This window comes from Meiothermus luteus, from assembly GCF_003574085.1.
Taxonomy (GTDB): domain Bacteria; phylum Deinococcota; class Deinococci; order Deinococcales; family Thermaceae; genus Meiothermus; species Meiothermus luteus.
In genome coordinates this window covers 1-12,143 of sequence record NZ_QWKZ01000083.1, presented here as the reverse complement: position 1 = coordinate 12,143, position 12,143 = coordinate 1, and the positions used below count along the sequence as shown (strand labels likewise).

Below are 12,143 nucleotides of genomic sequence, written 5' to 3'. Positions count from 1 at the left end.
CCCCCATCCAGCCCAGCACCCCGCCCAAGACCGGCCCAAAGGCCAGCACCGAGACCAGCATCACCAGGGTCATGGGCACCACCGAGACCAGGGTCTGGGCGATCATCAGCAAAAGGATGGCCAAAGGACCCACCCAGCCCAGGCTGGCCACCCAGGCCCGAATCTCCTCGAGGTTCCCCCGGCTCAACAGGCGGTAGACCCCCTCCAAACCCTCCCTCAAGCCCGGCCAGAGAAAATACAGCCCTAAAAACCCAGCCAGCATGAGGGCCAAGACCACCAAAAGCGGCAGCACAGGAAACCTAGACATGCCCCTAGGGTACCCGATGGGCCGCAAAAAATTCTCCACATCCAAACAAGAGCGGAACTGGCCCCACAGCCTCCTTCCCTCCCGTCCAACACGCCTAGCTCATCGGCACCTGCCGCAAAAGCCGCCCCTGAATGCGCTCCAAGATGTCTTCAAGGCTGCGGCCGGTGATGGTCAGGCCGTGGTTCTTAAGCCCCACCACCGCCCGGCTGGGGTCGGGGGCCTCCCGCACCTTCTCGGCCACCGCGCTGGCCAGCTCGTAGGTCCCGCAGGGGTAGTTGAACTGGGTGGAGGGAACGTTCTCCATCCAGGCGTGCACGTGGATAATAGCCCCCACCTGAGGGTGCTCGCGGTAGATCATCCAGTGTTCAATGGCGTCCACGCTCACCCGCCGGGGCTCCACATGCGGCGGTACCGAAAGACGCATGGCGTTCTCCAGGGGATCGTAGTCGGTAACCAGGAGGATGTCCCGCCCAATCTCGCGCAGGTTGGCCTTGTCCACCCCACTGGCCGACATCCAGAAGCGCCGCTCGTCCTTACGCACCGAGAGGTTGCCGTAGGAGAGCCCCCCGATGCCATAAAGGCGCTTGACATGGCGCAAGTCCTCAGGCGGCAGAATCTCCTCTATGGGGAAGGCCGCAGGGAGCAGATCCCACTCCGCCAGGCGGCGGCCCGCCGCGCTTAGGCTCTCGGTGAGCTCATCGCCCTGCCAGAGCTCGGGCTCGAGGTCGGGCTCGAAGCGGTTGTGCACCACCAGGACTGAGGAGGCAATGGGGTGGATCCGCTCGGCTACCCGCTCCATGAAGCCGGGGCCCTCGGGCTCGTGGTACTGGCCGAGCTCCAGGGTCAGGAAGTGCGCCCCCCACCCCGGCACATAGACCACCAGCATATTGGAAAGGGCCCGTACCAGGTAGCTGTACAGGGCCGCGATGGGGTCTTGGGGCACCTCGGGCAGCTCCAAGAACGAGACCACCATGGTCCCCTGGGCCTTGCGCCGGTAGGGGGTGGGTCTATCCGCCCGGATAAAGTTCAGCACCGCCCTAGGGGCCTCTTCGGTGGGCGCTAGCCGGTAGCCTTTGGCCTGCAAGACCCCGGGTAGGGCCTGGGCTATCGGCCTCAGCCCCTCGGTGGGCTCACCGAACAGGACGAAGCTAGGCGGGGTCTTCTCTAGAGAAAAACGGGCGTTGTCGCTGGACAGCACCATGAAAACCCTCCTGAGGAACCTTCCACCGCTTCCCCGGATTTTACACCATACTCCCTGGTAAACTGAGCCCGCTATGGAACTCAAAGGGCTGGTCCTCTCCGGGGGCAAGGGCACCCGCCTGCGCCCCCTCACCCACACCCGGGCCAAGCAGCTTATCCCCATCGCCGGAAAGCCCAACCTGTTCTATGCCATAGAAGACCTAGTGGCGGCCGGCATACGCGACATCGGGGTGGTGCTGAGCCCCGAGACCGGCGATGAGGTACGCTCAGCGCTTGGGGATGGCACCCGCTGGGGGGCGCGCTTTACCTTTATCGTCCAGGAAGCCCCTCTGGGCATCGCCCACGCGGTCAAGACCGCCCGGCCTTTCCTGGGGGAGCACCCCTTCGTGCTCTACCTAGGCGACAACCTGCTCTCGGGCGGCATCCGGCACCTGGTGGCCGAGTACCAGGCGACCAACCCCGCGGCCATCGTGCTGCTCTGCCCGGTGGACGACCCCCGGGCCTTCGGGGTGGTGGCGTTGGACGAGGTGGGCCGGGTGGTGCGGCTGGTGGAGAAGCCCCAAGACCCCCCTTCCAACCTGGCCCTGGTGGGGGTCTACCTCTTCAGCCCGGCCATCCACCCCATCATCGAGGGCCTAAGGCCCAGCGGGCGCGGCGAGTACGAGATCACCGAGGCCATCCAGGGGCTGGTGGACCGCGGCCAGCGGGTGGTGGCCCACCAGGTGCGGGGCTGGTGGAAGGACACCGGGAAGCCCGAGGACCTGTTGGACGCCAACCGGCTGGCCCTGTCCCAGGTTGCGCGGCGGATTGAGGGCGAGCTGCTCGAGGCTAAGGTGATTGGCGAGGTGGTGGTGGAGCCAGGCGCCAAAATCGTGCGCAGCACCGTGCGCGGCCCGGCCTACATCGGTGCTGGAGCCCTCATTGAGGATGGGTTTGTCGGTCCCTACACCGCCATCGGAAAAAACGCCAGGGTGATTGCCAGCGAGGTCGAGTATTCCATTCTGATGGACGAGGCCCAGGTCTATCACCTGCCCTACCGCCTGGACAGCAGCGTATTGGGGCAGGGGGTGGTGGTGGATGGTAAAGGGAACACAAGGCGCCACACGCTGCAGCTTGTGTTGGGGGATCGCAGCCGGGTGATGCTGTAACCCTCGGCTCGAGCCTTTATGAGCGATTGTTAACAATTGCTAACAGAGGCAACCCAGCTTGATTTCTCTAAAATGACCATGTACCATGACCCTAGGCATGAAAGTTTCCAAAAGCTATTTCAAAGCCCATGCTCTGGAGCTTTTGCGCAGGGTAGAGGCTACGGGCGAGCCCCTAATTCTGAGCGACCGGGGCCGGTTGGTGCTGGAAATCCGCCCCTACCGGGGCGAGGAGGTGCGAAAGCGCCTTCGAGGTACCCTTTTGCGCTATGAGCAGCCCACGGAGCCTACGGATGAGCCCTGGGAGGCGCTGGCTTGAAACGCTACCTGCTCGATACCCACGCCTGGGTCTACTTCCTGGCCGACCCCATTCAGCTTCCCAGGGGGCTGGAGACTTTGCTGGAGGAAGCCCGCGCAGAGCAGGCGCTTTTTGTTTCCGCCATCAGTGCCTGGGAGGTAGCCGTGCTGGCCCGGAAGGGGCGGCTGGCCTTCACCTCAGGAGTGCGGCGCTGGCTCGAGGATGCTTTGCGGGTGCCAGGCATCGAAGTGGTGCCGCTGGACGCCTACATCGCGCTGGAGGCCGATGGCCTCCCCCTGCCCCACCCCGATCCCGCAGACCGCTTCATTGTTGCGACGGCCCTTCGGTTGGGTGCGGTGCTCGTGTCGCGCGACGAAAAACTGCAGGGGCTTTCGGAGCTGCGAACGCTTTGGAAACCGGGAGCGTAAGCTGGCAAAACGCCACTTTTTTTCACGGTAACAGAGGCCTGTCCAAACCCCCTCTACAAACTTTGTCCAGAATCAGCCGGTAGCCCGCCCTGCGGGTAGGGTCAGGGTCAAGCCAGATTCGCAAATGGGCCTCGAGCCAGACCGCCTTCTTGTGCAGGCCGTGCAGGTGCGGGTAGTAGTCCCGGCTCAGCAGGAGCCCCCCCCGGTAGCCCTCGGCCAGGAAACGGGGGTCCTTGGGGGTAGAGCTGCCGCCCAGGTGCAGCACCCGGCGGGGCACCAGCAAGACCCGCCAGCCCTTGCGGCGGGCCCGCAAGCACCACTCGAGGTCGTCGTTGTAGAAGAAAAACCGCTCATCCATCCCCCCCAGGGCCTGGTAGGCCGCGCGGGGCATCAGGGTCAGGGCCCCGGAAATCCAGGCCACCCGGCGGGGAGCCCGCAGGTTCCAGTAGTTCGGGGTGTACAGAGGCCCAAAGGACTGGAAGCGCCCTTGAGGGGTTACCAGGGTAGGGCCCACCAGGGCGGCTTTGGGGTCGGCCCGGGCAGCCTCCAAGAGGGCCTCGAGGTCGCCCGCCTCCAGGTACACATCGCTGTTCATCTGCACCAGGTAGTCCCCGCTGACCACCGAAAGCCCCCGGTTCACCGCCGCCGGGTAGCCCCGGTTCTCCACCCGGAGGAGGCGGCACTGGGGAAACCGCTCGGCCACGGCCTCGGCGCTGCCGTCGGTAGAGCCCGAGTCCACCACCACCACCTCGGCGCTGGGGTAGTGGCGAGAAAGCCGCGCTAAGCACTCCAGCAACACCGCCTGGGCGTTGTGGCTTACCACCACTACGGAAAGGCCCTGCACCCCTCACCCCACAAGGTGCCCCTTCTCCCGCAAATAGTCCGCCAGCGCCTCCCTCCAAGGGCGGGTTTCCAAGCCCAGGCCGGCCAGCCGCTCGCTGGCGAGGGCGGAGTAGGGGGGGCGCTTCACCGGCGAAGGAAAAGCGCTGGAGGGTATAGGCTCCACCTCAACCCCCAGGCCGCACAACTGCACCGCTTCCCGGGCCAGCTCAAACCAGGAGCAAACCCCCTGGTTGGCCCCGTGCACCACCCCGCGGACGTTCTTCTGCAAAAGACCCAGCAGAAGCCGGGCCACATCTAAGGTATAGCTCGGGCTCATAACCTGATCCGCTACTACCCGCAAAGGCCCTCCCGCCCGCGCTTTTTGTAGAATGGTCTCAATGAAGTTGCCCCCCTTGCCGCTGGCCCCCGCTCTACCGAACACGCTGGAAATCCTGAGCACCAGGGCGTCCTCCAACGTCATCAAGCAAAGCTGCTCCCCTGCCACCTTAGAGGCCCCGTAGACGTTGAGCGGGCGGGGGGGGTCCGACTCGAGGTAAGGCTTCCCTTTAGCCCCGTCAAAGACGTAGTCGGTGCTGATGTAGACGCACTTGGCCCCTGTGGCCCGGGCCACCCGGGCCACGTTCAAGGCCCCCAGGGCGTTCACCCGAAAGGCGCGCTCCGGCTCAACCTCGCAGGCCTCCACCTTATGAAAAGCCGCGGTGTTGATGATGGCCGCCCAGCCCTGTCCACCAAGGGCCCGCTCCACCGAGGCCACGTCGGCCACCTCGAGCTCCTGATGGGTGAACCCCACCACCTCATAAGCCTCCGAAAGCACCCGCACCAGGTCGCTGCCTAGCTGCCCCTGGGCCCCAATCACCGCTACCTTAGAGGATGCGCCCATCCAGCTCCACCTCGCGGATAATCCGGTGCCATTCCAAAAGGTTTTTGTACCACTTTAGGGTGATGGTCCGGTCGTCCGGCACCACCGAGCCCGCCTCGAGGGCGGCGGCAATCTCCCTGGCCGCATCCGCAGGGGTATAGCGGGGGACAAAGCCCAGGGCGTTGCGAATTTTGGCAAAGCTCACCCGGTAGGAGCGGTGGTCGGGCAGGCCGTACCACTCAAAATCAAACGGCTTTCCCAGGGCCTCGGCAATCTGTTGGGCCAGGGGCATGATCTGGTAGTTCTGCTCATCGGCGCCCACGTTGAAGACCTGGCCGTTGACCTTTTCCCTAGGGGCCTCCAGCACCATCAAAAAGGCCCTCGAGGTGTCCCGCACGTGCACAAAAGGGCGCCACTGGGTACCATCGCGCAGAAGGGGTATCTTCCCATCCCGCCAAAGCCCCAAGGTCATCCCGTTGATGGCCAGGTCAAAGCGCATCCGCGGCGAAAGCCCGTAAACAGTGGCCTGCCGCAGGGCGGTAACGCAAAAGCCCTCGTCCGCCAAGGGCAGGTTGGATTCCTCGGCCTTCAGGTTGGCCTCGGCGTAGGTGGTGAGGGGGTTGGTGGGCGAAGACTCATCCAAAAGGCCTTCTTGAAAGCCGTACACGCTGCATGAGGAGGCCAGCACATAGCGCTCTACCCCACGCTCCTTGGCCAGCCGGGCCATGCGGGCCCGCCCCTGGTGGTTGATGGCCAGGGTAGTGGTGGGATCAAGCTCCCCCGCCGGGTCGTTGGAAAGGGCCGCCAGGTCGAGCACCGCCCAAACCCCTTCCAGCACCCTAGGGTCGCAGTCCCGCACATCGGCCCTGACCAGCTCCAGGTTGGGGTTTTCCTGCAAACGGGCCAGGGTGGGCCCAAAGAAGAATCGGTCTAGCGCCCGTACCCGGTAGCCCGCCTCCAAAAGCAGTCCCGTGAGGACGCTGCCAATATACCCTCCAGCGCCTGTAACCAGCACTGTCCTCATGAACGCCCTCCATAGGTAAAGTTGTTGTCGGTTTCCGAAAGTTCTGCCAGGCTGGGTAGCGCCGCATCCTTAGCCGAGACAATGGCCTCCTCTCTAAGCGGCCATTCAATGCCCAAGGCAGGATCGTCCCAACGGACACCTCGCTCAGTGGCGGGTTCGTACTCCGCGGTCACCTTGTACCAGACCATCACCCCTTCGGTAAGGGCCTGGAAGCCATGGGCAAACCCCTCGGGCACCCAGAGCATCCGCCGGTTCTCCGCGCTCAAAACCACGCCAACCCAGCGGCCGTAGGTGGAGGAACCTTTGCGCAGGTCCACCGCTACGTCGTAAATTTCACCCCGTAAGCAGGCCACCAGCTTACCCTGGGCAGCGGGGTTCATCTGGTAGTGCAGGCCCCGCACGGTGCCCCGACGAGAGTAGGAGTAGTTGTCCTGAACAAACACCCGATCAATACCCCCCTGCATGAACTCAGAGCGCTTGAAGGTTTCCATGAAAAAACCTCGTTCGTCGGGAAAAGCCTTGGCCTCAACCAAAATCACCTCGGGAATGGCTAGGGGTTCGAACCGAAAAGGCATGCCGTCTACCTCCAACGGGCCAAATATACCTCGAAATTCCAGTCACCGCCTGTACAGCCACTGCTATGCGGGGGCGGCAGATGGCGGCAAGATCGGCCAAGGGGCCAAACATAGCCCTTTATTTGCCAAGAGCCATCGGTTCTGATTCAGCGCCGGCGTGTACAATGTCTCAGATGAGCGATTGGGCTGCCGTGGCCGAGCGACTGGCTCCCCTGGGGGTTGAGCGGGTCTACCTGTTTGGCTCGCACGCCAGGGGTACGGCCACCCGGCGTTCGGACCTCGATCTGCTGGTGCTTTGGGAAACCCCTCTATCTCCGCTCGAGCGCATCGGTACGGTTCTCTCGGCCCTAAAGGACTTGCCCTGGGTGGTAGAGCCGGTGGTGCTGACGCCTGCCGAGCTCGAGAACCGCCGCGACCTGCCTTTTCTGAAGGGCGTACTCAAGGAGGCCAAGCTCCTGTATGAGCGCAGAAAAACAACGGCGTGAAGCCCACCGCTGGCTCCGCCAGGCAAGGGATGACCTCGAGGCGGCCAGGGCTTTGGAAGCGGTAGGAAAGTATGCTCAGGCCGCTTTTTTCGCCCAGCAAGCCGGGGAAAAGGCCCTCAAAGCGGTCTGGTTGGCTCTGGATGCAGACCCCTGGGGGCACTCCCTGGGGCGGCTGGTACGGGAAATGCCAGGAGACGCCAAGGGTGCGTTTGCCCCTTTGCTGGACAGTGCGCTGGCGCTGGATAAGCTCTACATCCCCACCCGCTACCCCGACGCCCTGGCCGAACTCACCCCCGCCGAAGCCTACACGCAAGCGGAAGCCAGGGCGGCTTTAGCCCAGGCCGAAGCCATCCTGAAGGCGGTAGAGGGTTGGCTCGAGGAGGCCGCATGAACCCCTCACTCGATCTGGCTGCTTTGCGGGCCATGCTGGAGGACTTTTTTGCTGGCCTGCCGGTACAGGTCTACCTCTTCGGTTCAGCGGCCCGCGGAGCGCTGCGCCGGGGTTCCGACCTAGACGTGGGGGTACTGCCGCAGGCCCCTCTTCCGGTGGGCCTGCTGTCCCAGCTACGGGAGCGCTTGGAGGAATCGAACTTACTGTTTCGGGTGGACCTAGTAGACCTCTCGCAGGCCCCGCCGGAGCTGGTGCAGCGCGTGCAGACCGAGGGGGTGCGATGGATCGGTTAGCCCAAAGGATCTCCATTGCCCACAGAGCCCTAGAAACCCTGGCGGAGCTTCCGCTGGGGTCTTCTGCAGACACCGTGATTCGCGACGCAGCCATCCAGCGCTTCGAGTACACCCTGGAGGCTGTGTGGAAAGCTGCCCAGCTTTACTTTAGGGAGTGCGAAGGGATAGACTTGGCCTCGCCTAAGTCGCCTAAGGGCGTGGTGCGGGCTTGCTATGAAGTTGGCATCTTGACCGAAGCTGAGGGGCGTTGGGGTATGCAGATGGTAGACGATCGGAATTCGACTGCCCATACCTACAACGAGGAGCTTGCCAAGGCCATTTTCTCTCGCTTGCCCGAACATCTGGCCCTTATGCGGCGCCTACTCGAGGCCCTGGGGAGGAACGCGTGAGCATAGGGGCTCGAGCCATCCAGCTTCTTCGGGGGCGCACGGCGCAGAACCTCCTGGCACTCTACGGGGTGCAGTTCGCCAACTATTTGCTGCCCCTGGTTGCCCTGCCGTATCTGGCTCGAGTTTTGGGACCGCAGGGTTGGGGCTCCCTAAGAGAATTCCGGAGCTTATGAGTGATTTGAGTGAACAAACCTTGTCTCCACGAGACTTGGGCCACCAAGCAGTTCGGAGCGCTACTGCCTTGATGGTTCGTCAGGTAGTGGTACAGGGGCTGAACGTTGTGGGTGGAATCTTACTGGCACGCCTACTAACCCCCACAGAATTCGGCCTATATGCCATCGTCACTTTCCTCCTAACTTTTCTCGCTGCGTTTGGCGGCACCGGTTTGGCTGCTAGCCTCATTCGCCAGCCAAACGAACCCGTCGAGCTTGAGTATAGGTCAGTCTATACAATTCAGCAGGTTATTGTTATTGCTTTGGTTTTGGTTCTGTGGATGGCGGCGCCATGGATTGCGCACGCGTACCGTCTGCCGCCAGACAATGCATGGATATTTCGCTTGGTCGCCCTTTCGTTACTGGCTACATCTTTCATGGTGATACCGCAGGTACGTCTCGAGCGCCATCTGGCCTTTGACAAGCTTGCACTTGTGGAAATAGCCCAAGCCTTTACCTACAACGTTACCGCAGTATTTTTAGCCTGGTGGGGTCTCGGACCGCTTTCTTTCGCTATAGCCCTTTTGCTCCGCTCAATTACCGGTGCGATCCTAGCCAACTGGATCAGCCCCTGGAAGATAGGCTGGAGCTGGGACTGGAATACGGCCCGTAAACATCTTGAATTCGGCTTGTTTCTTCAAGGGGGGCAGGTTGTTTCTCTGATCAAAGACTCGATAACCCCAGTCTTTGTGGGGCTTTACCTGGGGGCAGAGTCAGTGGGTTATATCAATTGGGCTCAGATGGTCGCGAACTATACTGTAATGGCCCTAATGGTGTTCCAGCGCTTATATATGCCCATGTTCGCTCGACTCCAGCAGGATCGAGTACTACTGGCTAGGTTTGTTGAGCGAGTGTTGTTGGTGACCAACGCCATTACCGCACCGGTTTCGGTGCTTACTCTGGTACTGATTGAACCAATTACGCGGTTGATATTCGGTGAGAAGTGGCTTGTAGCATTGCCAATATTTTATTTGCTGGTTTTAGCAAACCTGGTGGTGGCCTCATCCACTCCCTTGCAAGGTTTGCTGAATGCTCTTGGACAATCTCAAACAACTTTCGCCTTTACGCTGCTGTGGGCTGGTATTACCTGGGTTTTAGGGCTTCCGTTCGTTTACTGGTTCGGAGATATTGGTTTCGCGATAACAAACGTAGTAGTTCAAGTCACCAACCTTTGGCTCTTTGCAATTGTAAGGAAACAACTCCCAATTTGCATCTGGGGGCCCGTGTTGTCTACTTGGGCGACGTCTTTACTCGTTGGAGTAATCGTTTGGTTGCTGGCACAACTAGCAACCGTGCCCAACTTGTATATTTTGGTTGGCTTTTTTCTGCTTGGACTATTACTCTTTGGAGTGATCTTTGCACAAAGGCACAAAACGACCGTCCGAGAACTATACTGGGCGTGGAAGGTGAGGTAAGGCAATATGGAAAAAGACATACCAAAAATCTCAGTGTTGATGATTACGCTAAACGAAGAGAGGAACTTGGAGTATGCTCTTCGTTCTGTAACCTCGTGGGCCGACGAGATTGTTGTAGTGGACATGCATAGTGAGGATCGAACAGTAGAAATTGCGCGAAAATATGGTGCTAGGGTTTTTTCTTTTGACCGAGTTGCCGAGTTTGAAATAGCCAGATCTCTTGCGATAGACAGTGCCAAGAACGAATGGATGTTTTTTCTGGATGCAGATGAACTGGTTCCAAAGTGCTTAAGCCGTGAATTACTTCGTTTGGCATCCACAGGCGAGTACGACGTAATTAAGGTGCCGCGTATTAACTATCTGGCAGGTGCGCCGGTTGAACATTCTGGGTGGTCACCCAATGACGACAAACAATATCGATTGTTCAGGCGTGGCAAACTTAGTATTCGGCCAAATATGCATGATCACATTGAACTTATGCCAGGGGCCAAGATTTATGATATGCCCTACCAACAAGGGATGGCGATAATACACTTCAGTTATCTGGATGTGTCTCATTTTTTAGACAAGCTTAATCGTTACACTAGCATTCATGCCTTGCAATATGTTAAGTCTAAGGCTAGCAAGCACGTCAACATATCAAAGGCTTTTTTTAGAGCAACAAGGAAATTCTTAGCGTTCTACCTGCTCCGCAAGGGGTTCAAAGACGGCTGGCGCGGAGCGTACTTAGCGCTCCTAATGTTTTTTTACGAAATAGTAACATTTGCAAAAATCACACAGCTTCAGCTGGTAGGCGACAGAGAAACTATCGCAGAAATTTACTCAAAAGAAGCAGAAAGATATCTTGTCGAATACGAAGGCTAAGGGGAACATGAAAGTGATCTTTTTTACACCAAGGCCATTTTCTCTAGCTTTCGGCGGTACTGAGGTTCAACTACTTGAAACCAAACTTGCCCTTGAGCAATTTGGCTTAAGTATTGAGTTTGCTGACTATTTTAACCGTGATCAAATAACAAACAATAGCATCGTTCATCTATTTGGTAGCGACTACGTTTTTGCCCAAATCGCAAAATTGCTTAGGGGCAAAGGTGTTCCCTATGTAGTTTCTTCAATATTTTACCCTATAGGTTTATCACGCCTACTTTATCGGCTCTCTGCTTTTCTTCCATACTCCGTGTCTGGACTTAGAAAATCCGTCTTAAGTAGTGCTAGCAAGGTCTTGCCGAATTCTAAAAGTGAACAGGTCTTACTAAGACGACTGTTTAATTTGCCCGATTCCTCTATGAGGGTAATACCAAATGCTGTCAGAGACGATTTTCTCGGTCAAGATCCGGATGGTTTTAGGCGCAAATACTTGCCGGAATTAGCCAAAGAAGAACGTTTTATCTTGTGCGTTGGACGAATTGAAAAGCGCAAAAATTCCTTAAATCTACTTCGTGCTGCTGCTAAACACAAGCTGCCTTTGGTTTTTATTGGCGCCCCAGTTAGCTTACCTGAGGAGGAGAAATACTTTGAACGTTTTAGAGTGGAGCTCGAACGCTACCCGGGCTATGCAAAACACATACCCTTCTTGCCCAATGGTAGCAGTGATCTAGCCGATGCGTACGCGGCAGCTCATGTCCATGCGCTAGTCTCTTGGATGGAAACTCCTGGGCTTGCCAACCTAGAGGCGGGCATCAATGGGGCTAATCTTGTTGTCGGTATATCTCCTCCAGTTCAAGAATATTTGAGAGGCTTCGCAACTTTTGTTGAGCAAGATAACATAACCCAAATATCAAGCGCCCTAGAGCTTGCTCTTACACAAAAGAGAGATATGCATGGCCAAAGCAACTACATTAGGGAGAATTATTCATGGAAGAGAGTGGCTCAACTATTGGTGGCTGTTTACAAGGAGGTTATGATGTAATGCAGGCCAGCTTGCTAGGCCGTCCACTCTTACAATTCCAGCATAGCAGTCCTTCTAAAGCTTCAACCGAGCATCCAAGAGTGATGCGGTGCGTACCCAAAGTCCAAAGTATGGTAGTGGGCTACCTAGACAAGAACGGTTTCCATAAGCCTACCTCGCGGTGGCGGAGGAACCGGTGGGACGCTACCTGGAGGTGGTCAAGTAGCCTTTTTTGTGGGTTTCTCCTCCACAGCCCAGAGCGGGCCTATGTCCATGTAACGCCTGAACGCCCAGTCCTCACTCGCCCTCAGCATCACCACCGTGGCCAGGTTGGCCAGGCTCCTCTCGCTCGGAAACACCCCCACCACCCCGGTCCTCCGCTTCACCCCCCTGA

16 protein-coding genes and 1 pseudogene are annotated in these 12,143 nt (G+C 58.8%); 11 read left to right on the top strand and 6 right to left on the bottom strand.

Annotation, left to right across the window (positions count from 1 at the left end):
* Both Mlute_RS11495 and Mlute_RS11490 read right to left on the bottom strand, forming a co-directional pair.
* A pseudogene (locus Mlute_RS11495) lies at window positions 1-307 on the bottom strand (TVP38/TMEM64 family protein); the annotation flags it as partial.
* A gap of 94 nt (window positions 308-401) precedes the next feature.
* Window positions 402-1,508 (bottom strand): class II aldolase/adducin family protein, encoded by a 1,107-nt coding sequence (locus Mlute_RS11490; protein ID WP_119360782.1) that lies wholly within the window; start codon window positions 1,506-1,508, stop codon window positions 402-404.
* Between the two features lie 73 nt (window positions 1,509-1,581).
* On the opposite strand from Mlute_RS11490, the gene Mlute_RS11485 reads away from it, so the two are divergent.
* The 3 genes from Mlute_RS11485 (at window position 1,582) to Mlute_RS11475 (ending at window position 3,378) form a co-directional block, all read left to right on the top strand.
* Window positions 1,582-2,655, top strand: coding sequence for a glucose-1-phosphate thymidylyltransferase (locus Mlute_RS11485; protein ID WP_119360781.1), 1,074 nt, complete (start codon window positions 1,582-1,584; stop codon window positions 2,653-2,655).
* A gap of 85 nt (window positions 2,656-2,740) precedes the next feature.
* On the top strand, window positions 2,741-2,971 hold the full coding sequence (locus Mlute_RS11480) for a type II toxin-antitoxin system Phd/YefM family antitoxin (RefSeq protein WP_119360780.1): 231 nt from the start codon (window positions 2,741-2,743) through the stop codon (window positions 2,969-2,971).
* A complete protein-coding gene (locus tag Mlute_RS11475) occupies window positions 2,968-3,378 on the top strand; it encodes a type II toxin-antitoxin system VapC family toxin (RefSeq protein ID WP_119360779.1) in 411 nt (136 codons plus the stop codon). The genes Mlute_RS11480 and Mlute_RS11475 overlap by 4 nt, the downstream gene beginning before the upstream one ends.
* 22 nt (window positions 3,379-3,400) lie before the next feature.
* On the opposite strand, the gene Mlute_RS11470 is transcribed toward Mlute_RS11475, so the two are convergent.
* Genes Mlute_RS11470 through rfbC form a run of 4 tightly spaced genes read right to left on the bottom strand, consistent with a single transcriptional unit; the run spans window position 3,401 to window position 6,679 of the window.
* The gene (locus Mlute_RS11470; protein ID WP_119360778.1) at window positions 3,401-4,222 is read right to left on the bottom strand and encodes a glycosyltransferase family 2 protein; all 822 of its coding nucleotides are present in this window, start codon (window positions 4,220-4,222) and stop codon (window positions 3,401-3,403) included.
* A gap of 3 nt (window positions 4,223-4,225) precedes the next feature.
* Complete coding sequence (gene rfbD, locus Mlute_RS11465; protein ID WP_119360777.1) at window positions 4,226-5,101, bottom strand: dTDP-4-dehydrorhamnose reductase; 876 nt, start codon at window positions 5,099-5,101, stop codon at window positions 4,226-4,228.
* Window positions 5,085-6,104 carry an NAD-dependent epimerase/dehydratase family protein gene (locus Mlute_RS11460; RefSeq protein ID WP_119360776.1) on the bottom strand — a complete coding sequence of 340 codons (1,020 nt, stop codon included), beginning with the start codon at window positions 6,102-6,104 and terminating at the stop codon, window positions 5,085-5,087. The genes rfbD and Mlute_RS11460 overlap by 17 nt, the downstream gene beginning before the upstream one ends.
* A complete protein-coding gene (gene rfbC / locus Mlute_RS11455) occupies window positions 6,101-6,679 on the bottom strand; it encodes a dTDP-4-dehydrorhamnose 3,5-epimerase (protein WP_119360783.1) in 579 nt (192 codons plus the stop codon). Before rfbC ends, Mlute_RS11460 begins: the two co-directional genes overlap by 4 nt.
* A 173-nt stretch (window positions 6,680-6,852) precedes the next feature.
* Between rfbC and Mlute_RS11450 the strand changes: the two genes are divergently transcribed.
* Genes Mlute_RS11450 through Mlute_RS11415 form a run of 8 tightly spaced genes read left to right on the top strand, consistent with a single transcriptional unit; the run spans window position 6,853 to window position 11,770 of the window.
* Window positions 6,853-7,164: a nucleotidyltransferase domain-containing protein gene (locus Mlute_RS11450; protein ID WP_119360775.1), complete on the top strand. Its 312-nt coding sequence runs from the start codon at window positions 6,853-6,855 to the stop codon at window positions 7,162-7,164.
* Complete coding sequence (locus tag Mlute_RS11445; RefSeq protein WP_119360774.1) at window positions 7,139-7,555, top strand: HEPN domain-containing protein; 417 nt, start codon at window positions 7,139-7,141, stop codon at window positions 7,553-7,555. The genes Mlute_RS11450 and Mlute_RS11445 overlap by 26 nt, the downstream gene beginning before the upstream one ends.
* Window positions 7,552-7,848, top strand: coding sequence for a nucleotidyltransferase family protein (locus Mlute_RS11440; protein WP_119360773.1), 297 nt, complete (start codon window positions 7,552-7,554; stop codon window positions 7,846-7,848). Before Mlute_RS11445 ends, Mlute_RS11440 begins: the two co-directional genes overlap by 4 nt.
* Entirely contained in the window at window positions 7,836-8,237 is a 402-nt protein-coding gene (locus tag Mlute_RS11435) for an HI0074 family nucleotidyltransferase substrate-binding subunit (RefSeq protein ID WP_119360772.1), read from the top strand. The genes Mlute_RS11440 and Mlute_RS11435 overlap by 13 nt, the downstream gene beginning before the upstream one ends.
* Window positions 8,234-8,410, top strand: a complete 177-nt coding sequence (locus tag Mlute_RS15860) for a hypothetical protein (protein ID WP_245958949.1) — start codon at window positions 8,234-8,236, stop codon at window positions 8,408-8,410. The genes Mlute_RS11435 and Mlute_RS15860 overlap by 4 nt, the downstream gene beginning before the upstream one ends.
* Window positions 8,407-9,864 carry an oligosaccharide flippase family protein gene (locus Mlute_RS11425; RefSeq protein ID WP_119360771.1) on the top strand — a complete coding sequence of 486 codons (1,458 nt, stop codon included), beginning with the start codon at window positions 8,407-8,409 and terminating at the stop codon, window positions 9,862-9,864. Before Mlute_RS15860 ends, Mlute_RS11425 begins: the two co-directional genes overlap by 4 nt.
* A 6-nt stretch (window positions 9,865-9,870) precedes the next feature.
* Entirely contained in the window at window positions 9,871-10,728 is an 858-nt protein-coding gene (locus Mlute_RS11420) for a glycosyltransferase family 2 protein (protein WP_119360770.1), read from the top strand.
* A gap of 7 nt (window positions 10,729-10,735) precedes the next feature.
* Window positions 10,736-11,770: a glycosyltransferase family 4 protein gene (locus Mlute_RS11415; RefSeq protein WP_119360769.1), complete on the top strand. Its 1,035-nt coding sequence runs from the start codon at window positions 10,736-10,738 to the stop codon at window positions 11,768-11,770.
* Window positions 11,771-12,143: the final 373 nt, after the last annotated feature.